The 20,194-nt window shown below is 71.0% G+C and carries 15 protein-coding genes and 1 pseudogene; 8 read left to right on the top strand and 8 right to left on the bottom strand.

The window, feature by feature from the left end; all coding sequences use genetic code 11:
* Positions 1–3: 3 nt before the first annotated feature.
* The 4 genes from ABD946_RS05580 to ABD946_RS05565 are packed head-to-tail and all read right to left on the bottom strand — an operon-like array spanning position 4 to position 3,865.
* Positions 4–321: a bifunctional 3-phenylpropionate/cinnamic acid dioxygenase ferredoxin subunit gene (locus tag ABD946_RS05580; protein ID WP_345280662.1), complete on the bottom strand. Its 318-nt coding sequence runs from the start codon at positions 319–321 to the stop codon at positions 4–6.
* Positions 321–1,550, bottom strand: coding sequence for a Fe-S cluster assembly protein SufD (gene sufD / locus ABD946_RS05575; protein WP_345280660.1), 1,230 nt, complete (start codon positions 1,548–1,550; stop codon positions 321–323). The genes ABD946_RS05580 and sufD overlap by 1 nt, the downstream gene beginning before the upstream one ends.
* 60 nt (positions 1,551–1,610) lie before the next feature.
* Positions 1,611–3,026: a Fe-S cluster assembly protein SufB gene (gene sufB, locus ABD946_RS05570; protein WP_345280658.1), complete on the bottom strand. Its 1,416-nt coding sequence runs from the start codon at positions 3,024–3,026 to the stop codon at positions 1,611–1,613.
* Positions 3,023–3,865, bottom strand: a complete 843-nt coding sequence (locus ABD946_RS05565) for a helix-turn-helix transcriptional regulator (RefSeq protein ID WP_345280656.1) — start codon at positions 3,863–3,865, stop codon at positions 3,023–3,025. The genes sufB and ABD946_RS05565 overlap by 4 nt, the downstream gene beginning before the upstream one ends.
* 164 nt (positions 3,866–4,029) lie before the next feature.
* Between ABD946_RS05565 and ABD946_RS05560 the strand changes: the two genes are divergently transcribed.
* Both ABD946_RS05560 and ABD946_RS05555 read left to right on the top strand, forming a co-directional pair.
* Positions 4,030–4,953 carry an ABC transporter ATP-binding protein gene (locus tag ABD946_RS05560; RefSeq protein ID WP_345280654.1) on the top strand — a complete coding sequence of 308 codons (924 nt, stop codon included), beginning with the start codon at positions 4,030–4,032 and terminating at the stop codon, positions 4,951–4,953.
* Positions 4,950–5,714, top strand: a complete 765-nt coding sequence (locus ABD946_RS05555; RefSeq protein ID WP_345280652.1) for an ABC transporter permease — start codon at positions 4,950–4,952, stop codon at positions 5,712–5,714. The genes ABD946_RS05560 and ABD946_RS05555 overlap by 4 nt, the downstream gene beginning before the upstream one ends.
* Before the next feature lie 3 nt (positions 5,715–5,717).
* On the opposite strand, the gene ABD946_RS05550 is transcribed toward ABD946_RS05555, so the two are convergent.
* Together ABD946_RS05550 and ABD946_RS05545 are read right to left on the bottom strand one after the other, a co-directional pair.
* Positions 5,718–6,287 carry an LPXTG cell wall anchor domain-containing protein gene (locus ABD946_RS05550; RefSeq protein ID WP_345280650.1) on the bottom strand — a complete coding sequence of 190 codons (570 nt, stop codon included), beginning with the start codon at positions 6,285–6,287 and terminating at the stop codon, positions 5,718–5,720.
* A gap of 169 nt (positions 6,288–6,456) precedes the next feature.
* The gene (locus ABD946_RS05545) at positions 6,457–7,725 is read right to left on the bottom strand and encodes a choice-of-anchor A family protein (protein WP_345280648.1); all 1,269 of its coding nucleotides are present in this window, start codon (positions 7,723–7,725) and stop codon (positions 6,457–6,459) included.
* A 471-nt stretch (positions 7,726–8,196) separates the two neighbouring features.
* On the opposite strand from ABD946_RS05545, the gene ABD946_RS05540 reads away from it, so the two are divergent.
* Both ABD946_RS05540 and ABD946_RS05535 read left to right on the top strand, forming a co-directional pair.
* On the top strand, positions 8,197–9,465 hold the full coding sequence (locus ABD946_RS05540; RefSeq protein ID WP_345280646.1) for an acyltransferase family protein: 1,269 nt from the start codon (positions 8,197–8,199) through the stop codon (positions 9,463–9,465).
* 56 nt (positions 9,466–9,521) lie between these two features.
* Positions 9,522–10,490: a COX15/CtaA family protein gene (locus ABD946_RS05535; RefSeq protein ID WP_345280644.1), complete on the top strand. Its 969-nt coding sequence runs from the start codon at positions 9,522–9,524 to the stop codon at positions 10,488–10,490.
* A 55-nt stretch (positions 10,491–10,545) separates the two neighbouring features.
* On the opposite strand, the gene ABD946_RS05530 is transcribed toward ABD946_RS05535, so the two are convergent.
* Positions 10,546–10,884: a hypothetical protein gene (locus ABD946_RS05530; protein ID WP_345280642.1), complete on the bottom strand. Its 339-nt coding sequence runs from the start codon at positions 10,882–10,884 to the stop codon at positions 10,546–10,548.
* Positions 10,885–10,972: 88 nt separating this feature from the next.
* On the opposite strand from ABD946_RS05530, the gene ABD946_RS05525 reads away from it, so the two are divergent.
* Positions 10,973–11,614: a DUF2461 domain-containing protein gene (locus ABD946_RS05525; RefSeq protein ID WP_345280640.1), complete on the top strand. Its 642-nt coding sequence runs from the start codon at positions 10,973–10,975 to the stop codon at positions 11,612–11,614.
* A gap of 156 nt (positions 11,615–11,770) precedes the next feature.
* Here ABD946_RS05525 and ABD946_RS05520 read toward each other — a convergent pair whose 3' ends face one another.
* Entirely contained in the window at positions 11,771–12,712 is a 942-nt protein-coding gene (locus ABD946_RS05520) for a heme o synthase (RefSeq protein ID WP_345280638.1), read from the bottom strand.
* A 445-nt stretch (positions 12,713–13,157) separates the two neighbouring features.
* Between ABD946_RS05520 and tkt the strand changes: the two genes are divergently transcribed.
* From tkt to ABD946_RS05505, 3 genes and pseudogenes are all read left to right on the top strand, one after another.
* The gene (gene tkt / locus ABD946_RS05515; protein ID WP_345280636.1) at positions 13,158–15,254 is read left to right on the top strand and encodes a transketolase; all 2,097 of its coding nucleotides are present in this window, start codon (positions 13,158–13,160) and stop codon (positions 15,252–15,254) included.
* Between the two features lie 78 nt (positions 15,255–15,332).
* The gene (gene tal / locus ABD946_RS05510; RefSeq protein ID WP_345280634.1) at positions 15,333–16,448 is read left to right on the top strand and encodes a transaldolase; all 1,116 of its coding nucleotides are present in this window, start codon (positions 15,333–15,335) and stop codon (positions 16,446–16,448) included.
* Positions 16,449–16,514: 66 nt separating this feature from the next.
* Positions 16,515–17,159, top strand: a pseudogene (locus tag ABD946_RS05505) (glucose-6-phosphate dehydrogenase); the annotation flags it as partial.
* Positions 17,160–20,194: the final 3,035 nt, after the last annotated feature.

Here is a 20,194-nt window from a genome sequence, read left to right as displayed (position 1 = left end):
TACTCAGGACTCCTGGTTGACGGAGACGAGCACATCGTCCCCTTCGATCTTCACGGGATAGACGGCGACCGGCTTGGTGGCGGGCAGACCGTTGGGCTTGCCGGTGCGCAGGTCGAAGCTGGAGCCGTGCAGCCAGCACTCGATCATGCAGTCCTCGACCTCGCCCTCGGAGAGCGACACGTTCGCGTGCGAGCAGATGTCGTTGATCGCGAACACCTCGCCCTCGGTGCGGACGACGGACACCGGTACGCCGTTCAGCTCGACGCGCTTGGGGGTGTCCTCGGCCAGCTCGGACAGCGCGCAGGCTCGGAGAAAGCTCATCAGACGGCCGCTTCCAGCTCGGCTTCGATCTTCTCCATCAGGTGGTCCTGGATCTCCGGGACGCCGATCTGCTGGACCAGCTCCGCGAAGAAGCCGCGGACCACCAGGCGCCGGGCCTCGTCGGCCGGGATGCCACGGGCCATCAGGTAGAAGAGCTGCTCGTCGTCGAAGCGGCCGGTCGCCGAGGCGTGGCCGGCGCCGACGATCTCGCCGGTCTCGATCTCCAGGTTCGGGATCGAGTCGACCCGGGCACCGTCGGTGAGCACCAGGTTGCGGTTGAGCTCGTAGGTGTCGGTGCCCTCGGCGGCGGCGCGGATCAGCACGTCGCCGACCCAGACCGCGTGCGCGTCCTGGCCCTGCAGCGCGCCCTTGTAGACCACGTTGGACCGGCAGTGCGGGGTGTCGTGGTCGATCACCAGGCGGTGCTCCAGGTGCTGCCCGGCGTCCGCGAAGTACAGGCCGAAGAGCTCGGCCTCGCCGCCGGGGGCGGCGTAGCTGACCCGCGGGTGCAGGCGGACCACGTCGCCGCCGAAGGTCACCACGACCGACTTGAGCGAGGCGTCCCGGCCGACCAGGGCGGTGTGCTGGGCGGCGTGCACCGCGTCCCGCTCCCAGTCCTGGATCGAGACGAAGGTGAGCTTGGCGCCGTCGCCGAGCAGCAGCTCGACGTTGGCCGCCCGGACGCCGGTGCCGGTGTGGTTGATCACCACGACCGCCTCGGCGAAGGGCTTGACCTCGACCAGCACGTGCGCGAAGGCGGTGCCGCCCTCGCCGTGCACGTCGATCCGGACCGGCTCGGTGAGCACCGTCTCCTTGGGGACGGTGACGACCAGGGCCTGCTGGAAGGCGGAGAACGCCTGCGCGGCGACCCGGTCCACCGGCTTGCCGGCCTTGCCCAGGCGGGCGTCGTCCCGGCCGACGGTCTCGGCGGTGACGCCCTCGGGCAGGCTCAGCTCGACCTTGTCCTGGCCGGCCGCGCCCTCGGCGGCGGTGCCGTCGTGCAGACCGCCGAGGCGGTGCAGCGGGGTGAAGCGCCAGTCCTCCTCGCGGCCGTGCGGCACCGGGAAGTCGTTGACGTCGTACGAGGGCTTGACCGCGACGCGGGCGTCGATCGGCTGCTTGACGGTGGCCCGGCCGGTGCCGGGGCCCGCGAGCTGGGCGCCGGCACCGGCGGTGCCGACCTCGATCGAACCGGCGGTGGTGGAGCCGGAAGTGTTCTGCTCAGCCATGGCTGTTCGTGGTGCTCTCTTCCTCAAAAAGTCGGGCGGGTGACGGCGGCTGACGGTGGGTCAGCCGACCGAACCCTCCATCTGCAGCTCGATCAGCCGGTTGAGCTCCAGCGCGTACTCCATCGGCAGCTCGCGGGCGATCGGCTCCACGAAGCCACGGACGATCATCGCCATCGCCTCGAACTCGGTCATGCCACGGCTCATCAGGTAGAACAGCTGGTCCTCGGAGACCTTGGAGACCGTCGCCTCGTGGCCCATCGAGACGTCGTCCTCGCGGACGTCGACGTAGGGGTAGGTGTCCGAGCGGGAGATGGTGTCCACCAGCAGCGCGTCGCAGAGCACGTTGGACTTGGCGCCCTTGGAGCCCTCGCCGATCTCGATCAGACCGCGGTACGACGTCCGGCCACCGCCGCGGGCCACCGACTTGGAGACGATGTTCGAGGAGGTGTTCGGGGCCATGTGGACCATCTTGGCGCCGGCGTCCTGGTGCTGGCCCTCGCCCGCGAAGGCGATCGACAGGGTCTCGCCCTTGGCGTGCTCGCCCATCAGGTAGACGGCCGGGTACTTCATGGTGACCTTGGAGCCGATGTTGCCGTCGACCCACTCCATGGTGGCGCCCTCGTACGCGACGGCGCGCTTGGTCACCAGGTTGTAGACGTTGTTCGACCAGTTCTGGATGGTCGTGTAGCGGCAGCGGCCGCCCTTCTTGACGATGATCTCGACCACGGCGCTGTGCAGCGAGTCCGAGGAGTAGATCGGGGCGGTGCAGCCCTCGACGTAGTGGACGTAGGCGTCCTCGTCGACGATGATCAGCGTCCGCTCGAACTGGCCCATGTTCTCGGTGTTGATCCGGAAGTAGGCCTGCAGCGGGATGTCCACGTGCACGCCCTTCGGCACGTAGATGAACGAGCCGCCGGACCACACGGCCGTGTTCAGCGCGGCGAACTTGTTGTCGCCGGCCGGGATCACGGTGCCGAAGTACTCCTTGAAGAGCTCCGGGTGCTCCTTGAGCGCGGTGTCGGTGTCCAGGAAGATGACGCCCTGCTCCTCCAGGTCCTCGCGGATCTGGTGGTAGACGACCTCGGACTCGTACTGCGCGGCGACACCGGCGACCAGGCGCTGCTTCTCCGCCTCCGGGATGCCCAGCTTGTCGTACGTCGCCTTGATGTCGGCGGGCAGGTCCTCCCAGGACTCGGCCTGCTTCTCGGTGGAGCGCACGAAGTACTTGATGTTGTCGAAGTCGATGCCGGTCAGGTCGGAGCCCCAGGTCGGCATGGGCTTCTTGCCGAAGAGCTTCAGGCCCTTCAGGCGCAGGTTGAGCATCCACTCCGTCTCGGACTTCTTCGCCGAGATGTCGCGGACGACGTCCTCGCTGAGGCCGCGCTTGGCGGTGGCACCGGCGGCGTCCGGGTCGGACCAGCCGTACTCGTAGGTGCCGAGGCCCTCGAGCTCCGGGTGCGAAACGGTGTCAGTCATGCGAGGTTCCTCCGCGCGGACGCAGGTACTGGTGGAGTGGACGTACCGGCAGTCGGCACGGCACCGGGCAGCTGGCGGGCGCCAGCTGACGGTGCGGCACCGGGTGCCGGCACATAGGTGGTGCAGACCCCGTCGCCGTGGGCGATGGTGGCCAGCCGTTGCACATGGGTGCCCAGGAGCTGGGAGAAGACTTCCGTCTCCGCCTCGCAGAGCTGCGGGAACTGCTCGGCGATGTGCGCGACCGGGCAGTGGTGCTGGCAGAGCTGGGCGCCGGCCGGCGCCTTGGGGGAGGCCGCCGACGGCACTCGCCGCACCGTGGCAGCGTACCCGTCGGCGCTCAGCGCCTTCGCCAGCGCCTCGGCGCGCTGGCCGGAATCGGCCAGCTCCAGCTCGGCGCGGTAGCGCTCGCCCTGGCGGCCGAAGCGGGCCCGGGCGAAGGCGGCGACCGCCTCCTCGCCCGCCTTGCCGCCGCCCACCGACTCGGAGATCCAGTGCAGCGCGTCGGCGGCGAGCTGGTCGTAGGCCTGGTAGAAGGCGGACCGGCCCGCGTCGGTGAGGGCGAAGACCTTGGCCGGGCGGCCGCGGCCGCGGCTGCCGTAGACCCGCTGCTCGCGCGCGTCGACCAGCCCGGCGGCGGCGAGGCCGTCCAGGTGGCGGCGGACGGCGGCGGCGGTCAGGCCCAGGCGGCTGGCCAGGTCGGCCGCGGAGGACGGCCCGTGGTCCAGGATCGAGCGGGCGACCCTGTCCCGGGTGGCCGGATGGCCGTCCGTCTCCGGGGACGCGGGCACGGCGCAGCCGGGGGCCGCGTGGGCCTCCGGCAGCTGGGCGTGCTCGCGCATGTTTTTCACAACACGATTGTTGCGTAATTCCTTCCGGAGGTTCAAGCCGTGATCCACACCTCACCGATGACATCTGTCACGCAGGCAAGCCTTACCTGACCTGGGATTTGTGATCATCGAGGCCCCGTCCGGGGGCCGGTGCGGGCCCTCTTAGACTCAGCCGCATGCATAGCGAACCAGCGGTCCAGGTCACCGGGCTGGTGAAGAGGTACGGCCCCAAGACGGCCGTGGACGGGCTCGACCTGACCATCGCCCGGGGCAGCGTGACCGCCGTCCTGGGGCCGAACGGCGCGGGCAAGACCACCACCATCGAGACCTGCGAGGGATACCGCCGTCCGGACGCCGGGACCGTCCGGGTCCTGGGCCTCGACCCGGTCACCGAGGCGGCCGCGCTGCGGCCCCGGATCGGCGTGATGCTGCAGTCCGGCGGCGTGTACGCCGGGGCCCGCGCGGTCGAGATGCTGCGGCACACCGCGAAGCTGCACGCCCACCCGCTGGACGTGGACGCGCTGGTCGAGCGGCTGGGCCTCGGCTCCTGCGGCCGCACCACCTACCGCCGGCTCTCCGGCGGGCAGCAGCAGCGGCTGGCGCTGGCGATGGCCGTGGTCGGCCGCCCCGAGCTGGTCTTCCTGGACGAGCCCACTGCCGGGCTGGACCCGCAGGCCCGCCGGGCCACCTGGGAGCTGGTCCGCGACCTGCGCCGGGACGGCGTGACGGTGGTGCTGACCACCCATCACCTGGACGAGGCCGAGGAGCTGGCCGACCGGGTGGCGATCGTGGACGCCGGCAGGGTGATCGCCGACGGCACCGTGGAGGAGCTCTGCCGCGGCGGCTCCGAGTCCGCCCTGCACTTCGAGGCCCCGGCCGGCCTGGACCTCGGCGGCCTGCGCAAGGCCCTGCCGGACGGCGCCCACGCCACCGAGACCTCCCCCGGCAGCTACCGGGTGGAGGCCACCCTCGATCCGGCGCTGCCCGCCACCGTGACCGCCTGGTGCGCCTCGGTGGGCGTGCTGCCCGAGAAGCTGACGGTGCGTCGGCGCAGCCTCGAAGACGTCTTCCTCGAACTGACCGGACGGGAACTGCGATGACCACCTACGAGCCGATGCCGGGTGCCGCCCCGGTCGGGCGGATGCTGCTGGCGCAGACCGCGTTCGAGACCAAGATGCTGCTGCGCAACGGCGAGCAGCTGCTGCTCACCGTGGTCATCCCGACGGTGCTGCTGGTGCTGTTCTCGGCCGTGGACGTGGTGGACGTGGAGGGCCCGGGCAAGCGGGTCGACTTCCTGGCCCCCGGGCTGCTGGCGCTCGCCGTGATCTCCACCGCCTTCACTGGCCAGGCCATCGCCACCGGCTTCGAGCGGCGCTACGGCGTGCTCAAGCGGCTGGGCGCCAGCCCGCTGCCGCGCTGGGCGCTGATGACCGCGAAGACCGGCTGCGTGCTGGTGACCGAGGTGCTCCAGGTGGCCCTGCTCTCGGTGATCGCCCTGGCGCTGGGCTGGTCCCCGCAGGGGAGCCCGCTCGCGGTGGCCGCCCTGCTGCTGCTCGGCACCGCCGCCTTCTCCGGCCTCGGCCTGCTGATGGCCGGGACGCTGCGCGCGGAGGCCACCCTGGCGGCGGCCAACCTGGTGTTCGTCCTGCTGCTGCTGGCCGGCGGCGTGGTGGTGCCGCTGTCCAAGTTCCCCGAGGCCGTCCGGCCGGTGCTGGAGCTGCTGCCGATCAGCGCACTCTCCGACGGGCTGCGCGGGGTGCTCCAGCACGGCGCCGGGATGCCCTGGGCGGACCTGGGCATCCTCGGCGCCTGGGCGGTACTGGGGCTGGGCCTGGCGGCCCGCTTCTTCCGCTGGGAGTAGCCCTCAGCGCGAGCGGCGGCGTCCGACCAGGACCAGGGCGCCGCCGACCAGCAGCACGCCCGCGCCGGCCAGGGCGATCGGGACGGCGCTTCCGCCGCCACCGGTCTCGGCCAGCTGCGGGGCGCTCGGCTTGGGGCTCGGCTTCTTCGACGGCGTCGCGCTGGGCGTCGGGGTCGGGGTCGGGGTGGCGCTCGGGGTCGGCGTGGGCGTCGGGGTGGGCTTCGGGCAGGGGGCGCTGGTCGCCGTCTTGGTGATCGGGGACTTGGGCTCCTGATCGGTGGTCACCGTGAGGGTGACGGTGAGGTCCTCGGTGTGCGCGGCCACCGGGAACTCCTTGGTGAACGCGGTGGAGAACTTCTCCTCCGTGAGCACCGCCTTGCCGCCGATCTCCAGCGAGACCCGGTTGGTGAACTGCTCGCCGTAGCCGGACAGCCGGACGCTGACCTTGTCGCAGCCGACCGTCCACTCGACGCCGTGCTGCGGCGAGACGGCCGCCGCGCCGCCCGCCAGCAGTACAGGAGCCAGGATCCCCGTCGCCAGTACCGCGCCGAACACCCCACGCTGCCGTGCCATCCGCTGCTCCCTCCCGAACGACCTTGCCCGGCAAGGGTCTTGACTCCCCCGCGCGGACCTTCGAGCGGACTCTACCGGCGGACGGCCGCGGCACCGGCGGGCTTGGCGAAAAAAGTACGCACCCGCCGTTCGATTCCGAACGGCGGGTGCGTGCCCTGCTGACGGCCGGTCAGGCGCGGCGGCCCTTGCGGCGGCGGGTCGCCACCACGACGGCCGCGCCGGCGCCGACGATCACCACGCCGCCGATGGTCAGCGGCAGCAGGCCGCTGGCGCCGGTGAAGGCCAGGCCGCCCCCGGGCGAGGAGGGGGAGGCGCTCGGTGCGGTGCCGCCGGGGGTGGTGGCGGAGCCGGACGGGGTGCCGCTGCCGCCGGCCGAGGGGGTGCCGGAACCGCTGGGCTGCGGGGAGGAGCCGGTGCCCGGGGTGCTCGGCGACGGGCTGGCCGACGGCGAGACCGAGGTGCTCACGGACGGCGAGGGGCCGGTGCCCGGGGTGCTCGGCGACGGGCTGGCCGACGGGGTCAGCGGCAGGCAGCCGGCGAAGGGGTAGTGGTGGGTCTCCGCGCCGCCGGTGCCGACCAGCGACTTGGCGATGACGGAGCCGTTGACCGGGCCGCCCTTGCCGAGGTCGAAGTGGGCGTTGGGGGCGAGCACGCTGCCCGGCCAGGCGTTGCCGCTGTTCTTGACGACCTGGGTGGCGGTCGGGAAGTTCCAGAGCAGCTTCTCGCGGACGGCGCCGCCCGCGACGCTCTGCAGCTTGTCGTCCAGCACGCCGTTGAGCAGGAACCCGGTGGTGCCGGCCTTGGCCTGGTCGTAGGAGCCGCCGGTCACCGTGACGACGGTGACGGCGCCGGCCGGGACGGTCAGGTGGACCTCCTTGGCCTTCTCCAACTGCTCGGCGGGGACGACGAAGTGGTTGAGCTTCTGGTCGGTGCCGGTGAGGCGCAGCGCGTTGCCGTCGGTGACGGCCTTGCCGTTGGCGGGCGCGGCGGCCAGCTGGGTGGAGGCGGCCCGCAGCTTGGCGAACTCGGCGGCGAAGTCGATCGGGGACGGGCCCTTCGCGATCTTGCCCTGGTGCGCCTCCAGCTTGCCCGTCAGGGAGCCGCCGTAGATGCCGTTGCCCTTCATGACCTGGACGTTGCCGGAGACGTTGCCGGCCACCACGAAGGCGTTCTTCCCGGGCAGCCGGTCGATCTGGGCGGCGGTCAGCTCGTTGCCGACGGTGAAGGTGCCGCTGAAGTTGCCGCCGACGGCGACCGCGCCCTCGGCGTCGGGGCTGTGCGAGTCGTCGCCCTCGATGAACTCGCCGTAGAGGTTGGCCACGCCGAGGCCGGCGCACTGGTCCCCGTTCGGGACCGCGGAGGCCGTCGGGACGGTGAGGGGGGCGAGGGCGAGCGAGCTGCCGAGGAGGAGTGCGGCGGCGGGCACGGATATGCGCATGTGCAGGATCTCCGCTGTGGGTGCGGCCATGACGGAACACGGGTCAAGGCGCACTCTTTCCAGCCAACCCCCGACTGGTCAAGACCAATGTCGCGAATGCCCGAGACTGCCCCTGAATGCCCTGCAGTTCGGGAGAGTTGACGCTTTATGAGGATGAAACGGGCACTCCCCCGATCTGACGGTGGCCCGCCAGCCTTGGGGTGTACGTAATCTCGATCCGGTCACAAGGAAGGCGCAGAACCCCTCAGATCGGACATTGACGGTCAATCAGCCGACGGGGCTGCACTAGCGTCAGCCACGGTGACCACCTCTCCCCTCCTCGGCGCCCTCCCCCAGGCGCCCGTGCCGGCCACCATCCGGGTCGACGGGGCGGTCGCACCGGCCACCACCCCGGCCCGCTGAACCTCCCCGCCCGCGGCACCGCCTCCCCCCCGCACCGCCCGCTCCGTCCTCACCGCGCAGGAACCGCCCATGTCCAGCCACCCGCAGCACATCGAAACCGTCCAGCTGCGCGTCCTGCCGCAGCCCCGCATCCCCGAGGAGTGGCAGCTCCCCGAGCCTGCCGCCGCCGGGCCCGAGGCCGAGCCCGAGCCCGCCCCGGTGAAGCGCGGCGGCGGCCGCGACCGCTACCTCGACCTGCTCCGCGCCCTCGCGCTGGGCCGCGTGGTGCTCTACCACAACTTCAGCTGGTCCTGGCTGCCGCTGGTCTTCCCGTCCATGGGCGTGATGTTCGCGCTGGCCGGCTCCCTGATGGCCCGTTCGCTGGCCAAGCCCGCGCTCGGCGTGATCCGCGGCCGCCTGCGCCGCCTGCTGCCGCCGCTCTGGCTGTTCGGCGCGGTGATCACCACCCTGTGGATCCTGGACGGCTGGGGCCCGAACTCCGAGGGCCACCCCGGCTGGTGGTGGGGCAAGATGACGCTCTGGCTCGTGCCGCTCTCCACCCCGCCCTACCCCGTCGGTGACCTGCCCGGCTTCGGCGGGCTGATGGAGCACTCCTGGGGCGAGCAGGTCGGCGTCCCGCTCTGGTACCTGCGGGCCTACCTCTGGTACGTGCTGCTCTCCCCGCTGATGCTGCGCTGCCTGCGCCGCTTCCCGGTGGTCACCGTGCTGACCCCGCTGGCACTGGCGATGGCCAGCGGCTACCTCCCCGAGGACGGCCGGATCTGGGAGACCCTCAGCGACTTCCTGGTCTTCGGCTCCTGCTGGATCCTCGGCATGGCCCACAACGAGGGCCTGCTGAAGAAGCTCCCGCAGTACGTCGCCCCGTCCGTCGCCCCGCTGGTGATGCTGGCCGGCTTCTGGTGGTACACCAGCCGCCCGGTGATCGACCCGACCGAGGTCACCGACCTGGAGAGCGTCCCGGTCGGCCAGGCGATCTGGTCCTTCGGCTTCGTCCTGCTGCTGCTCCACCTCAGCCCGTCGTGGAAGGAGTGGCCGCCGAGGCTGGAGCGCTGGAACGGTCTGATCAGCCTGCTCAACGCCCGCGCCGTCAGCGTCTACCTCTGGCACACCCTGGCGCTGGAGCTCTCCGTGCCGATCATCGACCTGTGCTGGCGCAGCGACTTCCTCTCGGAGAACTTCGGCTGGCTGCTGCGCACCATGTACCCGCAGTTGCTGGTCGGCGTCCCGTTGATCGGCCTGTTCGTCCTCTGCTTCGGCTGGATCGAGGACCTGGCCGCCAAGCGCAGACCCCGGCTGTTCCCCTGGCCCCGCCGGATCAAGGGGAAGAGACGCGCCTGACGACGGGCGGCGCCCTGGTGCATTGATCACGAATAAGGCGAATTACAGTGTCAGGCGTGCGTACCCCCTCCTCCTTGCTCGCCGAGCGCTGGCACCCGACCGCCGAGACCGTCCGCCGGGCCGCGCTGGCCGCGCTGGTGATGAGCGTGGTCATCGTGGTGACCGGCGGCGCCGTCCGGCTCACCGCCTCCGGGCTGGGCTGCTCGACCTGGCCGCGCTGCACCGCCGAGAGCCTGACCCCGACCGCCGAGATGGGCGTGCACGGGGTCATCGAGTTCACCAACCGGATGCTCACCTACGTGCTCTGCGCGGCGGTCGCCTGGGTCACCCTGGCGGGGCGGTGCACCGAGCCCTGGCGGCGGAGCGTCAGCCGGCTGGGCTGGGCCCAGTTCTGGCTGGTGATGAGCAACGCCGTGCTCGGCGGCATCACCGTGCTGACTGGCCTCAACCCCTACATCGTCGGCGCCCACCTGATCGCCGCGATGGGCCTGGTCTGGGTCGCGGTGCTGACCTGGGAGCGGGCCAAGGAGGGTGACGGGGAGCCCGAGCCGCTGGTGCCCCGCCCCGTCCGGCAGCTGGCCGACGTGCTGGTGGTGGCGATGGGCCTGCTGGTGGTGGCCGGAACCCTGGTCACCGGCGCGGGCCACCACCCCGGCGCCTCCAGCTCGGACGGCAAGCCGGTCGCCCGGATCCCGGTGGACTACGACCGGCTCGCCCAGCTGCACACCGACTTCGTCTTCCTGGCCCTCGGCCTGACCGTCGCGGTGATCTTCACGCTGGCCGCCGTCAAGGCCCCGAAGGCCGCCCGCCGCCGGGCCGTCGAGCTGCTGGTGCTGCTGCTCGCCCAGGGCCTGATCGGGTTCGTCCAGTACTTCACCGACGCCCCGGAGATCCTGGTCGGCCTGCACATGCTCGGCGCCGCCCTGGTCTGGATCGCCGCCCTGCGGGTGCCGCTCTCGCTGCGCCACCGCCCGGTGGTGGCCGCGCCCGTGCCGGTGCCCGCCCAGGCCCTGCAGGACGCCTGACGGTACGACGGAGGCCCGGACCCACCCCGGGTCCGGGCCTCCGTCGTACGGTCCGTCAGCCGCCCAGCTGGAGGCCCGCCATGCGCTTCCACTCGTAGCCGCTGGTGCGCACCTTGAGGGCCAGCTCGCCCTCGAAGTCCTCGTGCAGCTTCACGCCGGCCAGCTCGGCGGCGCGCAGGCCGACGGCCTGGCTGGGCGCGACCTGGTCGCCCCAGGAGCCGTCCGCGCCGACCAGCACGATCCGGGTGGCGATGCCGCTGACGTGCTCGACCACGCCCTCGACGGAGCCGCCGTGCTGCTTGGCGAAGCTCTGGATGTTCTTGGCGATGCGCTTGGCACGGCGCTCGGCGCGGGCGTCCGGCGCGGCGGTGGTGGCGGTCTCTGCGCTGCTCATGGACCGCATGCTACCGACGGGTAGTCGGTCTGGCGACGGGATCGGCGTGTGCGGCCCAACACATCGGCGGAGTGCATAGGCTGGCCGGGTGACCTTCCAAGGCTGGCCCGCCGAGGCCTTCGAGTTCTTCGAGCAGCTGGAGACCGACAACTCCAAGCCGTTCTGGCAGGCCCACAAGGCCCGCTACGAGCGGGACGTCCGCGCGCCGATGCTCGCCCTGCTGGACGCGCTGGAGCCCGAGTTCGGGCCCGGCAAGGTGTTCCGGCCGTTCCGGGACGTGCGCTTCAGCAAGGACAAGACCCCGTACAAGACCCACATCGGGGCCTGGCTGGACAGCGGGGGCTACATCCAGCTCTCCGCCGACCACCTGGCCTGCGGCAACGGCATGTACCGACTGGCCACCGACCAACTCGCCCGCTACCGGGCGGCGGTGGCCGAGGACGTGACCGGCGCCGAGCTGGAGCGGGTGATCGCGGCGGTCGAGGCCGGGGGCCTCGCGGTGCACGGGCAGGAGCCGCTGAGGACCACCCCGCGCGGCTTCACCAAGGACCACCCGCGGATCGGGCTGCTGCGCAACAAGGGCCTGGTCGCCTGGCAGGAGTGGGAGCCCGCCGCCTGGATGGGCACCCCGGAGGCGGCGGAGACGATCGCCGGGTTCATCCGCGACTCCCAGCCCCTGATGGCCTGGCTCGACGACCACGTCGGCCCCAGCGAGCTCCCCGCCCGCTGACCCGCCTCCGGCGGGGGTCCCCTGAGGGCGAGTCAGGCACGAAGCCCGCCCGGGGGGCCTCCGTCACGAGGAGCCCCGGCCGACGACCTGCCGGCTCCTCCCCACCCCCGAAAACGCCGAAAGCCCCCCGCAGGGGGCCTCCGCCGTGACGTCACGTCAGCCGATGAACGGGTCCACCGCGATGACCACGAACAGCAGGGTCAGGTAGGTGATCGACCAGTGGAACAGCCGCATCTCCTTCAGCTTCGCCCCGACCACCCCGGCCTTGGCCCGGGCGTGCAGCCCGTGCGCCTCCTTCAGCCAGAAGGCACCGAGCACCGCCGCCGAGACGGGGTACAGCCAGCTGGTGTGCGCCAGCGGCCAGAGCAGCATCGACACGGCGACCATCACCCAGGAGTAGGCGACGATCTGACGGGCCACCGCGAGGTTGCCCTTGAGCACCGGCAGCATCGGCACGCCGGCCTTGGCGTAGTCCTCCCGGACCTTCATCGACAGCGGCCAGTAGTGCGGCGGCGTCCAGAAGAAGATGACCAGGAAGAGCACCAGCGCCGACCAGGACAGCGAGTTGGTCACCGCCGCCCAGCCGACGAAGACCGGCATGCAGCCGGCGATGCCGCCCCAGACGATGTTCTGCGCGGTGCGCCGCTTCAGGCCCAGCGTGTAGACGAAGACGTAGAAGAGGAGCGCGGCCAGCGCCAGCCCGGAGGCCAGCGGGTTGACCAGCAGCCAGAGCCAGGCCGTCGACAGGACGGCCAGCGAGATGCCGAAGACCAGCGCCTCGCGCGGCGAGACCATGCCGGTCACCAGCGGGCGGCGCTCGGTCCGGGACATCACGGCGTCGATGTCGCGGTCGATGTACATGTTGAGCGCGTTGGCGCCGCCGGCGGAGAGGTACCCGCCGACCACCACCCAGACGACCAGCAGTGGGTCGGGCACTCCGCGCTGGGCCAGGAACATCACCGGCACGGTGGTGATCAGCAGCAGTTCGATGATCCGGGGCTTCGTCAGCGCGACGAACGCCCCGACGCGGGCCCCGAACGGCCTGCGGGCAGGGGAAGTCCCCAGCACCCCGGCAGGACGGGATTCAACGGCGGTCACGGACACCCCAACTCACGGTGAATCTTCACAGGCGTCCCCGGAACCAGAACGTGCCGAATCCGTCCGCACTGCGCGTACCACGCCACCTTAGACGCTCCATATACCGGGACCGGCGCCGGGGTCCTCCGGCGAGGCGGAACCGCACACCGCCGGGTGAATCGTGGCAAAGCGGCCGCGTCCCCCGTCCTGCTCACCTGACGGGCCGTCGGACGGGTTCCGCGTGAGGCTGGGAGGCGAGCAGGTGACACGGTCCACCGGAATCCCGGGAGGTACGTCCGGGATGTCCTGCCACGCAGGGTGAAGGCCCGCCCGGGCGGTAGGCTCGCACAGAGAAGCGGGATCAACCCTCCGTGACCGGAACCAACGAGACGTCAGGTCCACAGTGCCGTGGCCGGCCCGGTCCATCACGGGGTCACTCTTCATATGGAAGGAGCCCTGAGAAAGGGTGAGCACCACGCCGAACGCATTCGAGTGGACCGAGCTGGACCAGCGGACCGTCGACACCGCCCGTGTCCTGGCCATGGACGCCGTCCAGAAGGTCGGCAACGGACACCCGGGGACGGCCATGTCGCTGGCCCCCGCCGCGTACGTGATCTTCCAGCGCTTCCTGCGCCACGACCCGACCGACCCCGCGTGGGCCGGCCGTGACCGCTTCGTCCTCTCCCCCGGCCACACCTCGCTGACGCTCTACACCCAGCTCTACCTGTCGGGTTACGGGCTCTCGCTGGACGACCTGAAGGCCTTCCGCGTCGCGGGCAGCCGCACCCCGGGCCACCCGGAGCACGGCCACACCGCCGGGGTCGAGACCACCACCGGCCCGCTGGGCCAGGGCATCGCCAACGCGGTGGGCATGGCGATGGCCGCCCGCTACGAGCGCGGCCTGTTCGACCCGGAGGCGGCCGCCGGCACCTCCCCGTTCGACCACACCGTCTGGGCCATCGTCAGCGACGGCGACCTGGAGGAGGGCATCTCGGCCGAGGCGTCCTCGCTGGCCGGCCACCAGAAGCTGGGCAACCTGGTCGCGCTGTACGACGACAACCACATCTCGATCGAGGGCGACACCGAGACCGCCTTCTCCGAGGACGTGCTCGCCCGCTACGAGGCGTACGGCTGGCACGTGCAGCGGATCACCCAGAAGGCCGACGGCGACGTGGACGTCCACGCGCTGGCCGCCGCGCTGGCCGCCGCGAAGGCCGAGACCGCCCGCCCGTCGATCATCGCGATGCGCACCATCATCGCCTGGCCGGCCCCGGACGCCCAGAACACCGCCAAGGCGCACGGCTCCGCGCTCGGCGACGCCGAGATCGCCGCCACCAAGAAGGTGCTGGGCTTCGACCCGACCAAGACCTTCGAGGTCTCGGAGGCGGTCATCGACCACGCCCGCGAGGTCGTCCAGCGCGGCAAGGCCGGCCGGGCCGAGTGGGAGAAGGGCTTCCACGCCTGGCGCGAGGCCAACCCGGAGCGGGCCGCCGAGTTCGACCGGATCTCCGCCGGCGAGCTGCCGGACGGCTGGGAGAAGGCCGTCCCGGTCTTCGAGTCCGGCAAGGAGGTCGCCACCCGCAAGGCCTCCGGCGACACCCTGAAGGCGCTCGGCGCGGTCATCCCCGAGCTCTGGGGCGGTTCGGCCGACCTGGCCGAGTCCAACCTGACCACGATCGACGAGCACAGCTCCTTCCTGCCGGAGGGGAACCCGCTCAAGTCGGCCTCCCCGTACGGCCGGACGATCCACTTCGGCATCCGCGAGCACGCCATGGGCTCGACCATGAACGGCATCGCGCTGCACGGGAGGACCCGCGTCTTCGGCGGCACCTTCCTGGTCTTCGCCGACTACATGCGCCCGGCGGTCCGCCTCGCCGCGCTGATGAAGCTGCCGGTCACCTACGTCTGGACGCACGACTCGATCGGCCTCGGCGAGGACGGCCCGACCCACCAGCCGGTGGAGCACCTGGCCTCCCTGCGCGCGATCCCGGGCCTGGCCATGGTCCGCCCGGCCGACGCCAACGAGACCGCCGTCGCCTGGCGCACCGTGCTGGAGCGCCAGACCAGCCACCCCGGCCCGGTCGGCCTGGCGCTGACCCGCCAGAACGTGCCCACCTGGGACCGCGAGGTCTTCGGCTCCGCCGAGGGCACCGCCAAGGGCGGCTACGTGCTGGCCGAGGCGTCCGACGCCGCGCCCAAGGTGATCCTGATCGGCACCGGCTCCGAGGTGCAGCTGGCCGTCCAGGCCCGCGAGGAGCTGGAGGCCGACGGCATCCCGACCCGGGTCGTCTCGATGCCCTCGATCGAGTGGTTCAACGAGCAGGACCAGGCCTACCGGGACAGCGTGCTGCCCCCGAACGTGAAGGCCCGGGTCTCGGTCGAGGCGGGCATCGCCCAGGGCTGGCGCGAGCTGGTCGGCGACGCCGGCCGGATCGTCAGCCTGGAGCACTTCGGCGCCTCCGCCGACTACAAGGTCCTCTTCCGCGAGTTCGGCCTGACCGCCGACGCCGTGGCCAACGCCGCCCGCGCCTCGCTGCGCACCGTCGAGGCCGTCTCGCGCTAGTCGCACCCGGGGTGGGTGCCCTCCGCGGGCACCCACCCCTCCCTGACTTCTCATCAGAACAAAAGAGGAATGAGCACCATGACTGACGCACTGAAGCGCCTCAGCGACGAGGGCGTGGCGATCTGGCTGGACGACCTCAGCCGTGACCGGCTGAACTCCGGGAACCTGGCCGAGCTGGTGCAGAGCAAGCACGTGGTCGGCGTCACCACCAACCCGACCATCTTCCAGAAGGCCATCGGCGGCGGCAGCGACGCCTACGCCGGCCAGCTGCGCGACCTGGCGGTCCGCAAGGTCACCACCGACGAGGCGATCCGCATGATCACCACCTCGGACGTGCGCGACGCGGCCGACGTGCTGCGCCCGGTCTACGACGCCAGCAACGGCCGCGACGGCCGGGTCTCCATCGAGGTCGACCCGCGGCTGGCGCACGAGACCGCCGCGACGGTGGCCGAGGCCAAGCAGCTGTGGTGGCTGGTCGACCGCCCCAACGTGCTGATCAAGATCCCCGCCACCAAGGCCGGCCTGCCCGCCATCACCGAGGTCCTCGGCAAGGGCATCAGCGTGAACGTCACGCTGATCTTCTCGCTCGAGCGCTACCGCGCCGTGATGGACGCCTACCTGGCGGGTCTGGAGAAGGCCAAGGCCACCGGCCTGGACCTGTCCCAGATCGAGTCCGTCGCCTCCTTCTTCGTGTCCCGCGTGGACACCGAGATCGACAAGCGCCTGGACAAGATCGGCGGCGAGGCCAAGGACCTGCGCTCCAAGGCCGCGCTGGCCAACGCCCGCCTCGCCTACCAGGCGTACGAGGAGGTCTTCGGCAGCGAGCGCTGGAAGGCGCTGGAGGCGGCCGGTGCCAAGCCGCAGCGTCCGCTCTGGGCCTCCACCGGCGTCAAGGACCCGAACCTCCCGGACACCCTGTACGTCACCGAACTGGTGGCGCCGGGCACCGTCAACACCATGCCCGAGGCCACCCTGGACGCCACCGGCGACCACGGCGTGGTCACCGGCGACACCATCACCCCCAACTACGCCGACGCCAAGGCCGTGATGGACGCCATCGCCGCCGCCGGCGTGGACTACGACGACGTGGTCCAGGTGTTGGAGGACGAGGGCGTGCAGAAGTTCGAGCAGTCCTGGACCGAGCTGCTGGACACCGTCACCGCCTCGCTGGCGTCCTTCGCCGACGAGCACTGACACCCGCTCACACCGACGTTCACGAAGCGGAGTTCACCACCAGTGAGCACTGAAACCTTCCCCGACCTGTCCGGGGCCGAGGGCGAGCAGGGCGAACCCCCGCTCGCGCCCTCGAATCCGCTGCGTGACCCCGCAGACCGACGGCTCCCGCGCATCGCGGGCCCGTCGGGCCTGGTCATCTTCGGGGTCACCGGCGACCTGTCGCGCAAGAAGCTGATGCCGGCCATCTACGACCTGGCCAACCGCGGCCTGCTGCCGCCGGGCTTCTCGCTCGTCGGCTTCGCCCGCCGCGAGTGGGAGGACGAGGACTTCGCCAAGGAGGTCCACGACGCGGTCAAGCAGCACGCCCGCACCCCCTTCCGCGAGGAGGTCTGGCAGCAGCTGGCCAAGGGCATGCGCTTCGTGCAGGGCACCTTCGACGACGACGAGGCGTTCGAGCACCTGCGCAAGACGATCATCGAGCTGGACGAGGCACAGGGCACCGGGGGCAACTTCGCCTTCTACCTGTCCGTCCCGCCCGGCGCCTTCCCGATCGTGGTCAAGCAGCTCAAGAAGCACGGGCTGGCCGACCCGCCGAAGGGCTCCTGGCGCCGTGCGGTGATCGAGAAGCCGTTCGGCCACGACCTGGCGAGCGCCCAGGAGTTGAACCGGATCGTCCACGAGGTCTTCCCCCGTGACGAGGTCTTCCGGATCGACCACTACCTCGGCAAGAGCAGGCGTCGGTCTCGTCGGTGGGACGGACGGCGCCTGGCAGCGAGTCGAGGGTGCGCGGCGGGAAGAGGCGAAGAGCACTCAGTGAGGGCGACCGCGCTCGTCGCGGCCGGTTGTCGGCCATAGGCCGGCTCGGGCGGGGCCGACCTCCAGGCCTGGCCTCCTCGCGGAGTCGCGGCGGCGCCGGTCTGCCCGTATCTCGCGGAGCGATGTAGCCGCCGGTGAGAGTGTGGGGCGAGCTCGCCGTAGCCGGTGCTCGATGTGTTGCGTGCGGATGACAGCAGAGCGGCGGTGCCGTTGTCACGGGCCTGACTCGACAGGGCTGGAGGCGACGGCGAACGGCAGCGGGTCTGTCGGAAGCATGATCTCGGGCGCAGCGCAGGTGCGCGGCAGGTGTGGTGCCGGGCGCGCTACGCCGCACCAAGTGGCAGTGCGTGAAGGGGCCTGTCATTTGCTCGGATGCCTAGTCGGCAGCGGGTGACGGTGCGTCAGTTGTGTCCATCGCGGACGGACAGGGCATCCGTTACGGCGATACGTTGCGCGTTGTAGTCGCTGTCGGTGGTCGGCGTACGGAGCTGAGGACAGTGGGGAACGCGTTCGGCGGGCGTGGCGGCGGTCGCCCGATGTGCTGGACGAGTGCGCTGGTCGACGAGTTGGCAGGACGCGGGGCAGGATCTCGCGTGACGAGCTGTGGTCTGGCGCGCGCTGCTGGCGGGACGATCCGGGCGGGCGCGTTATGACGGCGGCAGCACGGAGTAACGGTCGACGGGCCAGGCGCCCATGAGATGGTCACTCGATACACAGTCTACCAGGCGGAGCTTCGAGGGCTGTCGCAGCGGTGTGGGTCGAGATCCCGGATGAGGCCGCTACGATCGCGCGTGTGAGCAGCGTGGTCACGCTGGCAGGGCAGGAGCGAAGCGCGTGATGCAGGGAATGTGGCGAGCCTACGGTGTCCGGTGCTGGCTGACGGGTCGGTTCTTAGGGCGGACGGTCGGTCCGGGGCGGTACGTGGTTCGCACGGAGTCGTGTATCGCTGGTGACCTTCCACGGCGCGGCTAGGGAGAGTGTTTGGCGGCGGCCGTGGCCAGGACGTGCTGGACGAGTGGAGACAGGTGACGCGCGCGCCGGCGAGCGATCAGAGGCGGTGCGTGCGGGTGCTGAAACCGGGGCACGTGCCGGCCTGAGCTGGTCGGTTCTCAGGTACGACGGGGAGCGGACCAGGCGGGCAAGCCTGCTGGCGGAGGCCGCTACGCGCGGCCGGCCGGGTGCGGAGGTGGTGGCGCGTCGGTGTGTGAAACTGCTTGCCTCGCCCCAGTGACGCGCGACCGTCTAGCGTGACGGTAGGTGGCGGAGAGGACGGCGGGAAGCACGGTCGCCGCGGGCTACTCGATAACAGCGGTGATGGCGTGGACGCCAGATGAGAGCCTCGCGACTGGCATGCGGGGCGTTCGACCTTCGTGCCCGAACGCGGGCCCTGCTAGTGGCGTGGCGGGGTACGGGGCGCCGGCTCGGTGGAGATGAGTGGTGACCTGCGGGTCGTGACTGCGGATGATCTGCGGCGCTCGCCGGGTCGGCCTGCGGGCTATCCGAGGCCGACGTGACACCGACGGAACACTGACAGTCGGCTAGACGGAGAACGTCGTGCTGCGACTCCTGCCCGTGGCCTGGCAGAACTAAACTGGGGCTGCGATACCACGCGGACGACAATGTACGACCGCCTGTTTTGTTTTTTCCCAGCGGAGTACACATGCCTAGGCGGGGCCGATCCAGCTCGCTATCGATCCCGGCTTCCGCAGATCACTGCGGCTAGCTGGCCGGTGATGCGAACGGCGGCTGGGCCTGTGGAGTGGCCACCAGCGCTGCGGACCTGGCCAGGTCAATAGGCACCGCGCCACGGCATCCTGTCGCACCCTCAGCAGGAGGGTGTCGTCGAGCAGGACCGGAGAGAGCGGGAGAAGTACCAGCTGGGCGCCGAGCTGCTCCGGCTCGGCATGGAGCGCTACACTGGACGTGCACGAGCTGCGGGGCCAGCGCGCGTGGTCTGGGTGGCCGACGACCTCGGGCCCGGTGCACAGCGGGGAGACTAGGCTCGTACACGTCGGAGGTGATCGCGATCCAGCAGGGCGTGCTGATCGTGCACACGTGTGTACCGGCCGGACCCGACACCCGGCAGCGTGCTGGAGTTTGAGCTCGCGATGCAGCGCCGCGTGTCACTCCATCCGCAGCTCGGCAACGGTGCTGCTGGCGTACGACCTCAGGTGGCACTCGGCGAGCGTGGGCAGACGGCTCGTTGGTCGTACACCCTCGCGCACGCTCACAGAAAGACCTGGCGGACATCGACGCCGTATGGCGGCCGCTGACAGAAGTGCAGCGGGGTCGTGCCGCCCCGGCTCGGTGGAGGAGACTGGGACAGGCGTGGCGCTGACAGATCGGCGCGCTAGATCCAGGACCGACGTCGCGACATCCGGTGGGGCTGGTGTGCATCAGCGGGGCGGTGCGCGCGTCTGCGAGGACTGAGTTCGTGAAGCCCTCCCTGGTGGCCTCACGGTGCGCAGCGGGCCCGGGCCATCTCCCGGACTGGGTGCCGGGCGTTTCGTTTTCAGCTAGCGGCGTTTCCCGCGGTCACATCTGACGCTTCGTGAGCTTCCCGCAGGCAGGGGCAGGTTGCTTCTGCCGCGCCTCTGCCCGTAGTTTGATACGACTCTTCCGCGTGACAGGTGCTGATTTCCCGGCACCGGTGGGATCACCGGTGAGTGATGGTCACAGGTCGGATCGACCCGTCCCTATGCACCGCGGGGGCGACCACAGAAAGGAGCTTCCTGCCTGACGGTCGACATGTCGAACGGTGTACACGGAGCGACCGGAACGCACAGCCCGTCAGCGCAACCGACCCGGAGGCGGGAACGTGCACCGTCCCCCACCTGCATCGGTCACGGATCGAAGGGATGGCCTTTGTGTTCCGTGCGTTCACCAGCGGCGAACATCTTGTCGGCGAAACCCTCAGGCACCGCCCGCACTGTACTCCTGGCGCGGCT

The organism is Kitasatospora albolonga (assembly GCF_039535905.1).
Taxonomy (GTDB): Bacteria; Actinomycetota; Actinomycetes; order Streptomycetales; family Streptomycetaceae; genus Kitasatospora; species Kitasatospora albolonga.
Note: the sequence above shows the minus strand (reverse complement) of the source record. Positions and strands in the feature narration are given on the sequence as shown.

What these genes read in the sequence shown, in the direction of transcription:
- ABD946_RS05580 (WP_345280662.1), bottom strand. Translation starts at nt 321, where the DNA reads ATGAGCTTTCTCCGAGCCTGCGCGCTGTCCGAGCTGGCCGAGGACACC.
- sufD (WP_345280660.1), bottom strand. Translation starts at nt 1,550, where the DNA reads ATGGCTGAGCAGAACACTTCCGGCTCCACCACCGCCGGTTCGATCGAG.
- sufB (WP_345280658.1), bottom strand. Translation starts at nt 3,026, where the DNA reads ATGACTGACACCGTTTCGCACCCGGAGCTCGAGGGCCTCGGCACCTAC.
- ABD946_RS05565 (WP_345280656.1), bottom strand. Translation starts at nt 3,865, where the DNA reads ATGCGCGAGCACGCCCAGCTGCCGGAGGCCCACGCGGCCCCCGGCTGC.
- ABD946_RS05560 (WP_345280654.1), top strand. Translation starts at nt 4,030, where the DNA reads ATGCATAGCGAACCAGCGGTCCAGGTCACCGGGCTGGTGAAGAGGTAC.
- ABD946_RS05555 (WP_345280652.1), top strand. Translation starts at nt 4,950, where the DNA reads ATGACCACCTACGAGCCGATGCCGGGTGCCGCCCCGGTCGGGCGGATG.
- ABD946_RS05550 (WP_345280650.1), bottom strand. Translation starts at nt 6,287, where the DNA reads ATGGCACGGCAGCGTGGGGTGTTCGGCGCGGTACTGGCGACGGGGATC.
- ABD946_RS05545 (WP_345280648.1), bottom strand. Translation starts at nt 7,725, where the DNA reads ATGCGCATATCCGTGCCCGCCGCCGCACTCCTCCTCGGCAGCTCGCTC.
- ABD946_RS05540 (WP_345280646.1), top strand. Translation starts at nt 8,197, where the DNA reads ATGTCCAGCCACCCGCAGCACATCGAAACCGTCCAGCTGCGCGTCCTG.
- ABD946_RS05530 (WP_345280642.1), bottom strand. Translation starts at nt 10,884, where the DNA reads ATGAGCAGCGCAGAGACCGCCACCACCGCCGCGCCGGACGCCCGCGCC.
- tal (WP_345280634.1), top strand. Translation starts at nt 15,333, where the DNA reads ATGACTGACGCACTGAAGCGCCTCAGCGACGAGGGCGTGGCGATCTGG.